The organism is Nocardiopsis sp. TRM 82005, assembly GCF_056312425.1.
In genome coordinates this window covers 108,833-124,438 of sequence record NZ_JBWDTQ010000017.1, presented here as the reverse complement: position 1 = coordinate 124,438, position 15,606 = coordinate 108,833, and the positions used below count along the sequence as shown (strand labels likewise).

At 70.8% G+C, this 15,606-nt stretch carries 15 protein-coding genes; 5 read left to right on the top strand and 10 right to left on the bottom strand.

What is annotated here, in order from left to right; translation table 11 throughout:
- Positions 1 to 25 precede the first annotated feature (25 nt).
- Positions 26 to 310, bottom strand: a complete 285-nt coding sequence (locus tag AC0T5L_RS14160; RefSeq protein ID WP_476165920.1) for a 4a-hydroxytetrahydrobiopterin dehydratase — start codon at positions 308 to 310, stop codon at positions 26 to 28.
- A gap of 395 nt (positions 311 to 705) precedes the next feature.
- On the opposite strand from AC0T5L_RS14160, the gene AC0T5L_RS14155 reads away from it, so the two are divergent.
- Genes AC0T5L_RS14155 through AC0T5L_RS14140 form a run of 4 tightly spaced genes read left to right on the top strand, consistent with a single transcriptional unit; the run spans position 706 to position 4,522 of the window.
- Entirely contained in the window at positions 706 to 3,048 is a 2,343-nt protein-coding gene (locus AC0T5L_RS14155) for a sensor histidine kinase (protein WP_476165919.1), read from the top strand.
- On the top strand, positions 3,048 to 3,518 hold the full coding sequence (locus AC0T5L_RS14150) for a roadblock/LC7 domain-containing protein (RefSeq protein WP_476165918.1): 471 nt from the start codon (positions 3,048 to 3,050) through the stop codon (positions 3,516 to 3,518). Before AC0T5L_RS14155 ends, AC0T5L_RS14150 begins: the two co-directional genes overlap by 1 nt.
- A 13-nt stretch (positions 3,519 to 3,531) precedes the next feature.
- Positions 3,532 to 3,903, top strand: a complete 372-nt coding sequence (locus AC0T5L_RS14145) for a DUF742 domain-containing protein (protein WP_476166018.1) — start codon at positions 3,532 to 3,534, stop codon at positions 3,901 to 3,903.
- A gap of 43 nt (positions 3,904 to 3,946) precedes the next feature.
- Entirely contained in the window at positions 3,947 to 4,522 is a 576-nt protein-coding gene (locus tag AC0T5L_RS14140; protein WP_476166017.1) for a GTP-binding protein, read from the top strand.
- Positions 4,523 to 4,596: 74 nt separating this feature from the next.
- Here the strand turns inward: AC0T5L_RS14140 and AC0T5L_RS14135 are convergent, their stop codons facing one another.
- The 7 genes from AC0T5L_RS14135 to AC0T5L_RS14105 form a co-directional block, all read right to left on the bottom strand.
- Positions 4,597 to 5,412, bottom strand: coding sequence for an ABC transporter ATP-binding protein (locus AC0T5L_RS14135; RefSeq protein WP_476165917.1), 816 nt, complete (start codon positions 5,410 to 5,412; stop codon positions 4,597 to 4,599).
- 19 nt (positions 5,413 to 5,431) lie between these two features.
- Positions 5,432 to 6,526 (bottom strand): FecCD family ABC transporter permease, encoded by a 1,095-nt coding sequence (locus AC0T5L_RS14130; RefSeq protein WP_476165916.1) that lies wholly within the window; start codon positions 6,524 to 6,526, stop codon positions 5,432 to 5,434.
- Positions 6,523 to 7,557: a FecCD family ABC transporter permease gene (locus tag AC0T5L_RS14125; protein ID WP_476165915.1), complete on the bottom strand. Its 1,035-nt coding sequence runs from the start codon at positions 7,555 to 7,557 to the stop codon at positions 6,523 to 6,525. The genes AC0T5L_RS14130 and AC0T5L_RS14125 overlap by 4 nt, the downstream gene beginning before the upstream one ends.
- A gap of 307 nt (positions 7,558 to 7,864) precedes the next feature.
- Positions 7,865 to 8,632 carry a sulfite exporter TauE/SafE family protein gene (locus tag AC0T5L_RS14120; protein WP_476165914.1) on the bottom strand — a complete coding sequence of 256 codons (768 nt, stop codon included), beginning with the start codon at positions 8,630 to 8,632 and terminating at the stop codon, positions 7,865 to 7,867.
- A 227-nt stretch (positions 8,633 to 8,859) separates the two neighbouring features.
- The gene (locus AC0T5L_RS14115; protein ID WP_476165913.1) at positions 8,860 to 9,492 is read right to left on the bottom strand and encodes an alpha/beta hydrolase; all 633 of its coding nucleotides are present in this window, start codon (positions 9,490 to 9,492) and stop codon (positions 8,860 to 8,862) included.
- Positions 9,489 to 10,439 carry a ring-cleaving dioxygenase gene (locus tag AC0T5L_RS14110; RefSeq protein WP_476166016.1) on the bottom strand — a complete coding sequence of 317 codons (951 nt, stop codon included), beginning with the start codon at positions 10,437 to 10,439 and terminating at the stop codon, positions 9,489 to 9,491. The genes AC0T5L_RS14115 and AC0T5L_RS14110 overlap by 4 nt, the downstream gene beginning before the upstream one ends.
- Positions 10,440 to 10,621: 182 nt before the next feature.
- Positions 10,622 to 11,908 (bottom strand): MFS transporter, encoded by a 1,287-nt coding sequence (locus tag AC0T5L_RS14105; RefSeq protein ID WP_476165912.1) that lies wholly within the window; start codon positions 11,906 to 11,908, stop codon positions 10,622 to 10,624.
- Positions 11,909 to 12,010: 102 nt separating this feature from the next.
- On the opposite strand from AC0T5L_RS14105, the gene AC0T5L_RS14100 reads away from it, so the two are divergent.
- Entirely contained in the window at positions 12,011 to 13,015 is a 1,005-nt protein-coding gene (locus AC0T5L_RS14100) for a LysR family transcriptional regulator (protein ID WP_476166015.1), read from the top strand.
- Between the two features lie 129 nt (positions 13,016 to 13,144).
- Here AC0T5L_RS14100 and AC0T5L_RS14095 read toward each other — a convergent pair whose 3' ends face one another.
- Positions 13,145 to 14,605 (bottom strand): benzaldehyde dehydrogenase, encoded by a 1,461-nt coding sequence (locus AC0T5L_RS14095; RefSeq protein WP_476165911.1) that lies wholly within the window; start codon positions 14,603 to 14,605, stop codon positions 13,145 to 13,147.
- Positions 14,606 to 14,739: 134 nt separating this feature from the next.
- On the bottom strand, positions 14,740 to 15,534 hold the full coding sequence (locus AC0T5L_RS14090) for an ABC transporter ATP-binding protein (protein WP_476165910.1): 795 nt from the start codon (positions 15,532 to 15,534) through the stop codon (positions 14,740 to 14,742).
- Positions 15,535 to 15,606 lie beyond the last annotated feature (72 nt).

Sequence of the window (15,606 nt, the reverse complement as noted above, 5' to 3'; positions counted from 1 at the left end):
GGGCGTGCGCGGGCGGGTGTGTGGGTCATGGGACGAGTTCGTCCACGCGTGCGGCCAGGGCCATGTCCTTGTCGGTGACGGCCCCCTCGGAGTGTGTGCTCAGGGCCAGGTGCACGGTGTTGTACCTGATGTCGATGTCGGGGTGGTGGTCGGCCTGCTCGGCGGCCTGGGCGATCTCGTTGACCAGGGTGATGGCGGCGGGAAAGTCGGGCAGACGGACGGTGCGCCGGATGGCGGGTGTGTCGGCGTCCAGTTCCCAATCGGTGATCCGGGCCAGGCCGTCGCGGATCTCGTCCTCGGTGAGCTTCATGATGGCTCCTCTCCCCCATGGCCGCTGGCGGCCGCTGTGACGGTTCGTGTGAGTGATTCCCAGGTTGCTACCTACCCCTGGTGCGGTGTTGGATCACGTTTGTTTCTGTAGGTGTGGAGTGCTTCTTGGGTGGTCGGTGCGGCGTAGCCGCTCCTTGTAGTTTTTCTTTTTATATAAAAAGAACGCCCACCTTTACGTCGTAGATTCTTAGTAGGTTCGTGTTACCAAGCTGAGGCCATCCCTCGGACCTGCGAAGATCACGCTCACCGCGCCCCGAGCACACCCCGAAGGCTTGCGTAATCCCCCGTGGAACGGTTCACTCTGGGGAACTCCGGACTCCCCCGCCCGGCGGACGCACCCCGGTCAACGCCCGCCTCTCCCCCGGAAGCGAGCCCATGCCCCACCAGAAGCGCCGACCGCTTCGCGCACGCATGATCACGCTGGTCCTCATCCCCAGCACCGCACTGCTCGTCCTGTGGGCCGCCTTCACCGCCCTGCTGGTCGGCGACATCCGCGAACTGCGCACCACCGCCGCCCTCACAGAACAGGTCGGCACTCCCCTCGTCGAGACCATCGGCGCCCTGCAACGTGAACGACGCGCCACCATGGATTCCGCCCGCGGTTCCAGGAGCTCCGCCACCTTCCTGAACCGCGCTCGCCAGCAGACCGACACGGCCAGGGAAACCCTCGACCAGAGTCTGCACGAGTTCGACAGCGGCGACCTGCCCGCACAGGCCCTGGTCTTCCAGGAGGCGCTCGACCGGCTCGACGCACACCGCGCCCATGTGGACGTCACCTCCCCCACCGAGCTCGCCCTGGACGACGCCACCGTCTACACCGAGGCCATCGAGCGCGGCCTGCGCGTGTGGGACGCCCAAGTCGAGCGCGCCGACCCCGAGCAGGTTCCCCACCTGCGCTCGCTGACCTCGCTGATGCGCACCCGCGAACTCCTCAACCAGCAGGACACCGTCCTGGCCCACGCGGTGGCCACCAACACCTTCCCCGCCCAGGCCCACGCCCAGTTCGCCGCGGCCGCCGGAGCCCAGCACTACACCTGGGACCGGGTCGGCGCCGAACTGAGCGAGGATGACGGCGAGCAATACGTACTGCTGGAGTCCTACTCCGCCCTACAGCGCATCTACCAGCTCCAGGAGAGCATCATCGCCATGCCCGTCCGGGGCGCCAACACCGTCCCGGTCAACGCCACCGCCTGGCAGGGTGCCGCCGAGGCCGTGGACGCGCGCATGAGCAGCGTCGAGCAGGGCCAGACCGACCGCGTCATCGCCTTCAGCCACACCCAGTCCGCGGAGCTGCGCAACAACGTCCTGCTCATGAGCGTGCCCGCCCTGGTGGCGGCACTGGTCTCCTCGGCGGTGGCGGTGGGCGGCACACAGCGGCTGGGACGACGGCTACAGGACCTGCGCACGGCCACCCTGGAACACGCACGGGTGCGCCTGCCCGAGGTGACCGCCCGGTTGCGTGCGGGCGGCAGCGTGGACGTGGACGCCGAGGTACCCCGGCTGCGCGTGGAACGCAGCGACGAGATCGGGCAGGTGGCCGAGGCCTTCAACGACGCCCAACGCGCAGCGGTGGCGGCCGCCGTGGAGGAGGCCCAGGTACGCGCGGGTGTGCGCAACATGTTCCGCAACATCGCACGGCGCACCCAGGCACTGGTGCACCGGCAGTTGGGGCTGCTGGACACCCTGGAACGCGGTGAGACCGATCCCGACGTGCTGGAGGCGCTGTTTCGCATCGATCACTTCAGCACCCAGATGCGGCGCAACGCCGAGAACCTGATGCTGCTGAGCGGGGACACCCCGGTACGGCGGGGCATGGGGCCGGTACGGCTGCACGAGGCGGTGCGCGCGGCGGCCAGCGAGATCGAGGACTACGCGCGGGTGCGGATGCTGGCGCTACCGCGGGTGGCACTGCGCGGTGAGGCGGGCACGGACACGGTGCGGCTGCTGGCGGAGCTTCTGGAGAACGCGACGTCGTTCTCCCCTCCGGGCACGGAGGTGACCGTGCGGGCCCGGGCCGCCGAAGAGGGCGGTTACGTACTGGAGGTGGAGGACCAGGGGTTGGGAATGACCCCGGCCCAGATGAGCACGGCGAACGTACTGCTCGCCGATCCGCCGCGGTTCGACCTGGCCAGGACACGCGAGGACTCCCAGTTGGGGCTGTTCGTGGTGGCCACGATCGCGGCACGGCACGGGTTCGAGGTGACTCTGCGGGCCTCGGCCTCCCGGGGCACTTGCGCGGTCGTGGCCGTGCCGAAGCAGGCGCTGGCCGCCAAGCCGGAACGCACGAGCGCCGTGGAGGTGACGGGCCCGCACCGGCGTTTGGACATCGCGGGAGCGCCGTCAACGGGCGAGGTGTCCACCGTCCCCACAGAGCCGGAGGCGGCCGGGACCGTACTGGCCTCCTCGTCGGCCGCTCCCGCTCCCCCGGCACTTGCACCGCCTGCGGCCGCCGAACCGGTACCGGCTCCGTCGGAAGACACCCAGAAGACCTACAAGGGTCTTCCCCGGCGCCGCCGCCGGAACGCGGCCCCCGCCCCTCCTGCTCCGGCGGCCCGGCCCACGGAACGGGAGACGGATGGTGAGCAGCGGCCGCTTTCGGAGATCCAGTCGATGATGAGTGCTTTCCAGTCCGGGACACTGCGCGCACGCGCGGAGGCCAGGGACTGGGACGAGGACGGCGTGCGCGACGCGCGCCCCGGTGAGAGCGAGAAAGGGTGATGTCGATGACGGCGGACGCCACGGCACAAAGACGCACCGGCGAGGCTGGTCCGGTGGAGGGGCAGTCCCCGGCCACGACGCTGGACTGGCTGCTGGGCGACCTGGTGGAGCGGGTGGCGGGGGCACAGCACGCGCTGCTGCTCTCGGCGGACGGGCTGCTGCTATCGACCTCGCCCGGCCTGGACCACGAGCGCGGTGAACGCCTGGCGGCGATCGCGTCGGGCTTCGCCAGCCTGGCCCGGGGAGCACGCGGGCAGCTGGGAGCCTCCCAGGTGCGTCAGACGGTGGTGGAGATGGACAACGTGTTCTTCTTCGTGCTGGCGGCCGGACGGGGCGCCTCGCTGGCCCTGGTCGCCGCCTCCACCTGCGACATGGGCCAGGCCGCCTTTGAGGTGAACCGCCTGGTACGACAGGTGGGGCCCCACCTGTCGGCGCTGCCCCGGCGCGGTGGCAGGGGCGAAGGGGGGTGAGTCCGTGGAGGCGGTGCCGCGCGGACAGGACCCCGAACAGGAGTGGTCGTTCGAGTCGAGTCTGATCCGGCCCTACTCGCTGACGGGTGGGCGTACACGCCCATCCCGTTCGGATTTTTCGATGACTTCGCAGGTGGTGGCGGTTCCGCAGGTGTCACAGGAGCAAATGGACCCGGAGATGGAACTGATCCTGTCGCTGTGCGCACGGCCGGTGTCGGTGGCCGAGGTGGCGTCGCGTTCGGGGTTTCCCCTGGGTGTGCTGCGCGTCCTGCTGGCCGACCTGTTGGACCAGGGGTACGTGATGGTGCATACCTCGACCTGGGAGCGGCGGCGCCCGGACGCCGGGACGCTGCGTTCGGTGCTGGAACGTATCCGGCAGCTGTGAGGTGGAAGTGGTGTGACGTGGAGTGGATGGGGCGTTGGTCGTGATGGGCGCCAAGGGCGCGGGACCGGTTCCCGACACCTTGAAGATCGTGGTCGCGGGAGGCTTCGGGGCGGGTAAGACCACCCTGGTCTCGGCGGTGAGCGAGGTGGAGTCGCTGCACACCGAGGAGGTGATGACCTCCGAGAGTGTGGGTGTGGACGATCTGGACGGTGTGGAGGGCAAGGCCACCACGACGGTGGCGCTGGACTTCGGCCGGATCACGCTGGACGGGTCGACGGTGGTGTACCTGTTCGGTACGCCGGGTCAGCGACGGTTCTCGTTCATGTGGGAGGAGCTGGCCGAGGGGGCGTTGGGCGCGGTGGTACTGGCCGACACGCGCCGCCTGTCGGACTCCTTCGACGCGATCGACTTCTTCGAGTCGCGCGGGGTGGCGTTCGTGGTGGCGGTGAACTGCTTCGACGGGCAGCGCACGCACCGGGCCGACGACGTGCGGGTGGCGCTGGACCTGGAGGAGCAGGTGCCGCTGCTGTTGTGTGACGCCCGCGACCGGGAGTCGGTCAAGGAGGTGTTGGCGGAGCTGGTGTCTTTGGTGCTGCGGTTGGAGCTGTCGGGCTCCTGAGGGTGCGTGCTGGGACGTGACGGCGCGGCGTGGTGAGGGCCCGGTGGTCACCGGGCCCTCACCACGCCGAAGGGTCAGCGGGCTGTACCGCGGCGGTCAACGGGCACGATCATCGGGGTGTGGGTCTCGGGATCGTCGATGACGCGCACGGGCAGGCCGAAGACCTCCTCCACCAGTTCGGCGGTAACGACGGTGGCCGGGTCTCCCTCGGCGACGATGGCGCCCTCCTTCATCACGATCAGGTGGCTGGCGTAACGGCAGGCGTGGTTGAGGTCGTGCAGGACGGCGACCAGGGTGTAGCCGCGCTCGGCGTGCAGCTCGGCGCACAGGTCGAGCATGTCCATCTGGTGGGCGATGTCGAGGTAGGTGGTGGGCTCGTCCAACAGCAGCAGGGGGGTCTGCTGGGCCAGGACCATGGCCAGCCACACGCGCTGGCGCTGGCCGCCGGAGAGCTCGTCCACCGAGCGGTCGGCCAGCTCGGCGACACCGGTGGCGTCCATGGCCTCGGCGACCACGGCCTCGTCCTGTTTGGACCACTGGCGCAGGAACCCCTGGTGGGGGAAGCGGCCGCGGGCGACCAGGTCGGCCACGCCGATGCCGTCGGGGGCGATGGAGGACTGCGGGAGCAGGCCCAGACGGCGGGCGACCTCCTTGGCGGGGTAGGAGTTGATGGCCTGGCCGTCCAGGTGCACGTGGCCCAGCGCGGGTTTGAGGGTGCGTGAGAGGGCCCGCAGCAGGGTGGACTTGCCGCAGGCGTTGGGGCCCACGATCACCGTGAAGGAGTTGTCGGGGATCGTGACGGCCAGGTCCTTGGAGATGACGCGCTGGTCGTAGGCCAGGGTGAGGTCCTGGCCGTGGAGGCGGGAGGTGGCATCGGCTGGAGTGGTCATGGTTCTTCCTCGGTCTCGCTCAGGCACGTCCGCCGCGCCATTCGGTGTACAGCAGCCAGATCAGGTAGCTGCCGCCGATGACGGCGGTGACCACGCCGACGGGCAGCTGGACGGGGGCCAGGGCGCGCAGGGCGACCAGGTCGGCGACCACGAGCAGGGCCGCCCCCATCAGGGCGGAGCCGACCAGGGTGGTGCCGCCGGTGCGTGTCAGGCGCCGGGCCAGCTGGGGTGCGGCCAGGGCGACGAAGCCGACGGGGCCCGCGACGGCGATGGCGGCGCCGGTCAGGGCGCTGGCCGCTGCCAGCGCGGTGAGCTGGGTGGCCTGGGTGGGCACGCCCAGGCCACGTGCGGTGTCCTCGCCCAGTTCCATGAAGCGCAGCCGCTGTCCCAGGGCGAGCAGGACCGGGCCCAGCAGGGCCAGGCAGACCCACACGGCGGCGACCTCGCCCCAGCCGCGGCCGCTGAGGCTGCCGATCATCCAGATCTGGGCGCCCAGGGCGTCGGTGAGATCGGCTCGGGTCATGAGGTAGTCGCGAGCCGAGCCGAGCATGGCGGCCACGCCGATACCGATCAGGATCAGGCGGTAACCCTGGACGCCGTTCTTCATGGCCAGCAGGTAGACGACGGCGGCGGTGAGCAGCCCTCCGGCGATGGCGCCCAGGGAGACGGCCAGGCGTCCGGCGCCAAAGACCAGGATGGTGGTGACGGCTCCGGTGGCGGCCCCTGAGGTGAAGCCGATGATGTCGGGGCTGCCCAGGGCGTTGCGCGACAGGCTCTGGAAGACGGCTCCGGCGATGCCCAGGGCGGCGCCGACACCGATGGCGGTCAGGGCGCGGGGCAGGCGCACGCCCTGGACGAAGAACACGTCGAGGCGCTCCCCGTGGCCGACGATGGCGCCGGGGACCGCCCGTAGGGGGACCTCGTAGTCGCCGACGGCGACCGACACGGCCAGGACCAGCGCGCTCAGGACCGTCAGGGCCAGAGCGACCAGGAGGGTGCGCGGGCGCACGAGCAGGGACAGGCGCTCGTCGAACAGGCGTAGGGCGAAGGAGCCGCGGGGCGTGGTGCGGCTCTTGGTCCCGGGGCGGCGCGGCGGAGCCAGGGTGTCACTCAAAGCTGGGCCATCTTTCTACCGCGGACCAGGGCGATGAACAGGGGAGCCCCGACGAAGGCGGTGATGATGCCGACCTCCAGTTCGGAGTCGGGCAGGACGACGCGGCCGAGGGTGTCGGCGGCGGTGAGCAGGATGGCGCCCAGGACCGCGGCGTAGGGCAGCAGCCAGCGCTGGTCGGGTCCGGTGATCAGGCGTGCGGCGTGCGGGACGATCAGGCCCACGAACCAGATGGGTCCGGCGGCGGCGGTGGCGGCGCCGCACAGCAGGATGACCCCCACCGCGGTGGCGGCGCGGACGAGGGGGATGTTGGCGCCCAGGGTGGCGGCCAGGTCCTCGCCCAGGGCGACGGCGTTGAGGGAGGGCCCCAGGCACAGGGTGACGATGACGCCCGCGATGAGGAAGGGGGCCACCTGCCAGAAGACGTCGAGGTCGCGGCCGGTCAGGGAGCCGACCTGCCAGAAGCGGACGCGGTCGAAGACGAAGTCGTTGAGGACGAAGACACCGTGGACCAAGCCTTGCAGGACCACGGCCACGGCGGTTCCGGCCAGGGCCAGGCGGACGGGGGTGGCGCTGGCGCGGCCGCGTGAGCCCAGGGTGTAGACGGCGATGGCTGCGAGTGCGGCGCCGGCGAAGGCAGGCCAGACGAAGGCGGTCCCGGTGGCGCCGAAGGCCAGGGCGGCGATGACGACGGCCGCGGCGGCGCCGGAGTTGACGCCGAGGATGCCGGGTTCGGCCAGGGGGTTGCGGGTCAGGGCCTGCATGAGGGCTCCGGCCAGGGCCAGGGCCGCTCCGACGAAGACGCCGATGATGGTGCGGGGTACGCGCAGGCTGCGGATGACGTCGTGGTCGTAGGAGCCGTCGTAGGAGGTCAGGGCGGTCCAGACGTCGGTGACGGGGATGGGTTTGGTGCCGATGGTGACGCTGAGCAGGGCGCAGACGGCGAGGGTTCCCAGGGCGATGATCAGCCCGATGGGGCGGATGATGCGCCTGGTGAGTGTGGGGCGCGGGAGAGTGGGCGCGCGCAGGGCCACGGCTTCCCCGTTCGTCGTTGCGTAGGCGGTGTGCGGGGCTGTCCGGATGGGCGCAGCCCTGGTGGCACCGGCGGGAGACCGCGTGCCGACTAGGACAGGTTAGCCTTGCCTATACCTTGTTCGCACAGAAGGGTGCCCGTAATGCCTGTTTTGTCGCGTTCCATGCATGTTCTGGTCACACCAGTACTGGCCGGAGCGCTCGCGCTGCCTGGCTGAGTAGCCGATCCCTCCCCCGTCCCCCGCACAGGAGGATGAGCGGACCCGCGCGGCGCGGGGGCAGATGGTTCTCCCGGCCCTTTTCCGAGCCTCAGGTGAGGATGTCCCAGCCCATGCGGAGGAGTAGGGCCAGGACGACCACGAGCAGGACGGTGCGGACGAACCCCGAACCACGCCGCAGGGCCATGCGGGCGCCGATCTGGGCACCGATGATGGTGCAGATGGCCAGCCCCAGGCCCAGGAACCAGTCGATGTGACCGCCCAGGGCGAAGACGACCAGTGCGCCGATGTTGGTGCACACGTTGACGATCTTGGCCGAGGCGGAGGCCGCGACGAAGTCCATGCCGATGACCGCGGTGAAGGCGATGATGAGGAAGACGCCGGTACCGGGGCCGATGAGGCCGTCGTAGAAGCTCACGCCGAGCCCGGCCAGGGCGACGGCGGCCAGGACACGGTTGCGGGTGCGCAGACGCGGATCGGTCGTGGCGCCCATGGCGGGGCGGAAGTAGACCATGAGGGCCACCCCGGCCAGCACGACCATGATGACGGGTTTGAGTACGTCGGCGGTGAGCGCTGCGGCCATGGCGGCGCCCAGGCCCGAGCCCAGCAGGGCCAGGGCCGCGGTGGACACGACGAGGCGCCGGTCGATCCTGACCTTGCGGGCGTAGGCGATGGCGGCGGAGGTGGTGCCGAAGACGGCACCGAGTTTGTTCGTGCCCAGCAGGGTGGCCAGGGGCGTGGTGGGCGCGGCGACCAGCAGGGCGGGGAGCAGCAGGAGTCCGCCGCCGCCGACGACGGCGTCGACCCAGCCCGCGGCGACACCGACCAGCAGGAGCACGCTGAGGATCTCGGGGTCCATCTACCGCACGAGCCTGAGGGAAGGGGTGGTCATGGGTTCTTTTCGTGGCGGAGGACGGGGATGTTGACGAGGAGAGCTTATCCTTCGTTCGATTGGTCGTTTGAACCCGGGTGACCCCGGATTGGTTGAAACACAATGCGCCACATTTACGCTGTAGATTCGCAGTGGTGGCAGAGGAGAGCGGTGACGCCCGGTTCAGGGGACGCCACCGCTGTCTGTGGGCCCGGTCAGAACCGGGAGCGCTCGAACCAGGCACGTGCCCCGTCGAGCACCTCAGGGACCAGCTGGTGTCCCCCGGGATGCTCGTGTTCCTCCACCCGCGCTCCCCTGTCCTCCAGCTGGGAGGCCAGCAGGCGCGCCTGGTCGAGTGTGGTGATGGGATCGGCCATCCCCGAGCCCAGGAACACCCGGACGCCGGACAGGTCCACCGGGTCGGGCTCACGCCCTTGCAACGGCGCTCCGGCCGCGAACAGGGCCGCGCCGCGCAGCAGGTGCGGGTGAAGCAGCAGCAGGGCCGCGCCGGTGTTGGCGCCGTTGGAGAAACCGCTGACCACGATCCGCCCGGGATCCAGGTCATAGGCTCCGATGGCAGCGGTGACGAAGTCGGCGAGTTCGTCGGTACGGCTGATGAGGTCCTCGACGTCGAAGACACCCTCGCGCAGACGGCGGAACCAGCGGTTCATACCGTTCTCGTCCACCTTGCCGCGCGGCGAGAGCAGGGCCGCACCGGGTGACAGCGCCCGGCCCAGGGGCAGCAGGTCCTTCTCGTCGGCGCCGGTGCCGTGGAGCAGCAGCAGGGTGGGCGCGTCCGGCACGGTGGCGGGGGTGAAGACGTGGACGAAGTCGTCGGTGTTGGTCACTGGTCGATCTCCACGGCGGGCAGGCGGGCGGCGATCTGTTCGCGGTCGGGCTCCAGCCACGGCGGAAGCTTGAGTGAGCGGCCCAGCTTCAGCAACGGTTCGTCGTAGTCGAAACCGGGGCCGTCGGTGGCGATCTCCAGTAGGACCCCGCCGGGTTCGCGGAAGTAGATGGAGGTGAAGTAGCAGCGGTCGCGAATCTCGGTGACGCCCACGCCGTCCTCTTCCAGCTTCTGGCGCCAGGCCTCCTGGACGGGGCCGTCGGGCGCGCGGTAGGCGACGTGGTGGACGGTTCCGGCGGCCACCAGCCCGCGCGGCGCACGGGGCCGGGCCAGGACGTCGACGATGGTGCCCACGCCCTGCTCGGAGGCGTTGGTGTGGAAGCGCATCCGGTCGCCGTCCTCGCTGGCCAGGCGAAAGCCGAGCTGGTCTCCCAGCATCTCCGCGGTACCCTCCACGTCCTGTTCGGTCAGGGTGATGGCCCGGATACCGCGGATGGCGTGCTCGGTGGGCACCCTCCCCTCGTCCCAGGGGTCGGTGTCGTGGTAGTCGGCGCTGGCGGCGAGCTCGATGATCAGCCCATCGGGGTCACGCAGGGTGAGCACGTCCTCCTCGCCACGCTCGGCGGGGCGGGTGGCCTCCACGCCCAGGGCGGCCAGGTGCTCGGCCCACCAGCCCAGGGACCCCTCGGGGACGGAGAAGGTCGTGGTGGTGGCCTGTCCCGCGCCGATGCGCCCCTTGGGTGCGTCGGGCCAGGGGAAGAAGGTCATGATGGTACCGGGGTTTCCCGCCCGGTCGCCGTAGTAGAGGTGGTAGGTCTCGGGCGCGTCGAAGTTGACCGTGCGCTTGACCATGCGCATCCCCAACGCGTTGAGATAGAAGTCGGCGTTGGCCTGGGGATCGCTGGCGATCGCGGTCACATGGTGGATTCCCGCGGGGCGCACGTCCATGTCCTCACCCTCCGTCAAGGTCGCCGGTGTATCTGCCGACCACTGTGGTTGAATTTTAAACTAACCTATCCGTGTTGTCTTCCTCCACCCTTCCCCGGTACGTGCGGTGGTACAAGCAGGACCGCCCGTGTCGCACCGCCACACCAGGGTCCTCCTGGGGCGACGGACCATGGCGGTCGTGGTCAGCTGGAGGCGGTGTCGACCCTCGGCAGGCGGCGCAGGCGCAGGCCCACCAGGGCCGCCGTCGCGCACAGGCCCAGCGCGAAGACCACCGCGCCGCCCCAGCCCACGGCGTCGTAGACCAGGCCGCCCAACCAGCCGAACAGGCTGGAGCCCAGGTAGTAGGCCAGGGTGTAGACCGCCATGGCCTGGGCGCGTCCGTCCACCGCACGCGAGCCCACCCAGGCAGACGCGGTGGCGTGGGCGGAGAAGAAGGCGAAGGTCATCACCAGCAGGGCCGCCAGCAGGCCGGGCAGGGCCGTGCTGAACAGCCCGCCCAGCCCGGCGGCCATCAGCGCGGTGGAGGTGGCGAGTACGGCGTAGCCGCCCAGGCGGGCGGTGGCGTTCCCGGCGACCGCCGATCCGAGCATCCCCGCGGTGTAGGACAGGAAGAGCAGCGAAGCGGCGGCCTGGGACAGGCCGAAGGGCTCGGCCATGAGGCGAAAGCCCAACAGGTTGTAGACCGTCATGAAGGCGCCCATGAGCAGCAGCGCCTGGGCGTACAGGGCGGGCAGGCCGCGTATGGTCAGGGCAGCGCGCAGGCGCCCGCCCATACCGGGGCCGCTGGCCGCGGACGCGCTGTCGCCGGTGACCGCGGCGGCCTCGGTCGCGGCGGCACGAAGGTGTTGACCGCGTTCACGGGGCCGGCGGGGCAGGACCAGGACGAACACGCACAACGCGGCCAGCCCCAGCAGGGTGTTGGCGGCGATCCCCCACTGCCAGCCGCCCAGGTCGGCGGCGAAGCCGGCCAGTAGGCGCCCGCCCATGCCGCCCAGCGGGTTGCCCGCGATGTACAGGCCCGTGGCGCGCGAGGCGTCGGAGGGGTGGATCTCCTCGGCCAGGTATGCGACGGCTGCCGCGGGGACACCGCCCAGGGCGGCACCCTGCATGGCGCGTAGGGCCAACAGCAGCCACAGTTGCCCCGCGAAGGGGGTCAGGCAGCCCAGCACGGTCGCGATCAGCAGGGAGACGGCGATGACGCGGGCGCGGCCGAAACGGTCGGCGGCACCGCTCCACACCAGGGTGAAACCGGCCAGGCCGCCGGTGGCCAGGGAGACCGAGAGCGCGGCCTGGGACGCCGAGGCGCCGAAACCGCCGGCGATGGCGGGCAGGATCGGCTGGATCGACCACAGTTGGGCGAAAGTCGCCACGGCGGCGGCCACCAGCGCGACGACCGTGCGCCGATAGGCGCTGGTGCCCGCGCGGGGCCGGGTGTCGTGGTCAGGAGGGGACGCACTGGTCAGGCTCATGGTCCCACGCTAGAAAGACCCCATTCATACGTCCAATACATGATTTCGCGGTGCCTCATACTGAAATGCATGGAATCTGTGGAACACCTCGACAGCTCTGACATGGACGCGCTGGCACGGGTGCTGGCTCCGAGGCTGCGCATGGTGGCGACGGTCGCCGGAACCGGGCACATCACCCAGGCCGCCGAGTCGCTGGGGATACCCCAGCCCACTCTGAGCCGGGCGTTGGCCCGGGTACAGGAGGAGCTGGGAATGGCCCTGGTGGAGCGCACCGGACGCGGGGTGCGCCCGACCCGGGCCGGGCGGCTGTTGTTGCCGCACCTGGAGCGGGCACTGGACGACCTGCGCCAGGGGCTGGCCGAACTGACGGGTGCCGAGGAAGGGCGGGTGGCGTTGACCTTCCTGCCCACGCTGGGCGTGGAGGTGGTCCCGGCGCTGTTGCGGGGCTTTCGCACCGAACACCCGGGGGTGCGTTTCTCACTCACCCAGGAACCCTGGGCGCAGTCACTGCGCAGGTTGGCCTCCGGTGGTGCGGACCTGGCGCTGACCTCGCCGCTGCCCTCGGGCCCGGGGTTGGCGGCGGCGACGCTGCACACGCAGATGCTGCGGCTGGTGGCACCCGAGGAGCACCCGTTGGCGCAGGGGACGGATGAGGCACGGGGGCAGAAGGTGCCCACGGGAGAAGGGGCGGCCGGTGGCGTGGCAGGGATCCCGCAGATCCGGGCGGTGCCGGAGGTGTCCGTCAACGCGGCGGCGTACGAGGAGTTCATCCTGCTCAAGCCGGGTCGGGGCGTGCGCCATCTCACCGACCGGCTGAACGAGCGGGCGGGCTTCACGCCCCGGGTGGCCTTCGAAGCCGACGACATCGCGACCGCGCGCGGACTGGTGGCGGCGGGGCTGGGGGTGTCGGTCCTGCCCGCACGGCCCAAGGGGCCGTTGAGCGGAACGGTGGAGCTGACGCTCCGGGACGCCGACGCCAGGCGGCCCGTCGGGGTGGTCTGGCCCGAGCAGGGTTCGGGCGGCGGGTACGAGCCCCCGGCGGTGGCGCTGTTTCGCGACTACGTGTGTCGGGTGGGTCCGAGCGTCCTCCCCGACCTGACCGGATGAGGCGGGCCGGGACGGGGTGGACCGCGCGCCGCGACGCCGAACGTCCCCCGCCCCCGCTGTGCGCCGCCGCCGCGTTCGCGTGGCGGCGCACAGCGGGGAACGCGGGCACGCGGCGCTTCAAAAGCGGGCCTAGAACGGGTAACGCGCCGGGTCGGCCTGCATGGTCACCCACTGGGTCTCGGTGAACGCCTCCAGGTTGGCGCGGGTACCGCCGAACCGCGATCCCGTGCCCGAGTCGCCCACCCCGCCGAACGGGGCGACGGCCTCATCGTCCACGGTCTGGTCGTTGATGTGCACGATGCCGCTGGGCACCCGGTCGGCGATCTCCATCCCCCGCATCGGGTTGTTGGTGAGCACGCCCAGGGACAGTCCGTACTCGGTGGAGTTGGCCAGCTCCACCAGCTCGTCGATCGAGGAGAAGCGCACCACCGGAGCGACGGGGCCGAACACCTCCTCGGTGTAGGCCGGGGTCTGTGCCTCCACCCTGTCCAGGACCGTGGGCCGGTAGAACAGGCCCTCGTAGGTGCCGCCCGCACGCAGCCGCGCGCCAGCGTCCACGCTTCCGGTGACCAGCGCGTGGATCTTGTCGCGCTGTCCGGCGTCGATCACCGGGCCCAGGGCGGCGCCCTCGTCCTCGGTACTGCCCACGGTCAGCGCCTCGGCCCTGGAGGCCAAGCGCTCCACGTACTCGTCCGCGACGGCCTCGTGTACCAGGTGGCGGCCGGTGGTCATACAGATCTGCCCCTGGTGCAGGAACGATCCCCACGCGCCGATCGAGGAAGCCGAGTCCATGTCCACGTCGTCCAGGACCACCAACGGCGAGTTTCCGCCCAGTTCCAGGTGGGCGCGCTTGAGGTGGCGCCCGGCCGCCTCGCCGACCTTGCGCCCGGCCTGCGTGGAACCGGTGAAGGAGATCACGCGCACGGGCGGGGCGGCGACCAGTGCCTCTCCGGCCTCCGCCCCGCCCGGCAGCACCTGGAACACGCCCTCGGGCACACCCGCCCGACGGAACACCTCGGCCATGACCGCGCCGCCGCACACGGCCGTGCGCGGGTCGGGCTTGAGGATGACCGCGTTGCCCACGGCCAGTGCCGGTGCCACCGAGCGGATGCCCAGGATCAGGGGCACGTTGAAGGGGGCGATCACCCCGACCACCCCGGCCGGCACCTGGCGGGAGAAGCTCAGCCTCGGCTTGCCGGTGCGCAGGATCTCGCCGTGCGGCTGGGAGGCCAGGGCCGCCGCCTCGAAGCACTCCCCCGCCGCCACGTGTACCTGGAAGCCCGCCATCCCGGCCGCCGCACCGCCCTCACGGCGCAGCCAGCCCATGATCTCCTCGGTGTTGGCCTCCAACAGGTCACCGGCACGGCGCAGCACGGCGGCGCGATCCTCGAAGGAGGCGGCCGCCCACTCGCGCTGGGCCCGGGCTGCCCGGGTCGCGGCCTCGCGCACGTCCTCGGCGTTGGCGATGCCGGTGCGGCCCAGCACGGTGCCCGTGGAGGGCGAGACCACGGGGGCGTCGCCGCCCTTGGCCGGTGTCCAGGACCCGGTGAAGAGGGCGGAGGTGTAGTCCTCGGAGGCGATCAAGGCCATTGTGTCTCCTTTTGCGGGTTGGGTGGATGTACCGGTACGGGCGGTGCGGGGTGGGGACCTGTGTGGTGAACGCCTATCCGCCCCCTTCCAGGTCACCTGGCACGGGGCGGGGCGGGGCCCATGGAGAACGCCGCCTAGTGAGCGGCGGGTTGGCTCTTCCCGGCGCTGTTCTTGGCCTGTTGGATCTCGGCGTAGACGCGGGCGCGCAACTCGGTGAAGCGCTCGTCCTGGCGGGTGGTGAGCTGGTCGCGCTCCGCCGGAAGGTCCACGGTGATGTCGTCCTGCACCACGGTCGGCGACGAGGACAGCACCACCACCCTCTCCCCCAGGTAGACGGCCTCGTCGATGTCGTGGGTGACGAACAGTACGGTCACCCCCATGCGCTGCCAGATCTGGCGGATGAGGTCCTCCAGGTCGGCGCGGGTCTGGGCGTCGACGGCGGCGAAGGGCTCATCCATCAACAGGACCTTGGGCTCGTAGGCGATGGCCCGGGCGATGGACACGCGCTGCTGCATACCACCCGAGAGCTGCCAGGGGTAGGCGTCGGCGAAGCTGGTCAGCCCCACCGCCTCCAGGGATTCGTTGACCAGCCGGGTGCGCCGCTCCCGGGGGACCTTCTTCTCCTTCAGCGGCAGCTCGACGTTGGCGCGCACGCTCATCCAGGCGAAGAGGCTGCGTCCGTACTCCTGGAAGACCACGGCCATGTCCGGCGGTGGCGCGGTGATGCTCTGCCCGGCGAGCTCGACGGTGCCGTTGGTGGGCGGCATGAGTCCGGCGATGCACTTGAGCAGGGTGGTCTTGCCACAACCGGAGGGGCCTACGAGGCAGACGAGTTCGCCCTCCCCGAGTTCGAAGGTCAGGTCGCGTACGGCCTCGACGGCACTGGCTCCCCCGTTGTAGACCTTCTGTAGGCCGGTGACCTTGAGCATGGTGGGACGTTCTCCTTGGTGGTTCGTCGTGGCACTCTCTTGGCCTCGGGCCCACGCGGGCGCCTCCGCGGG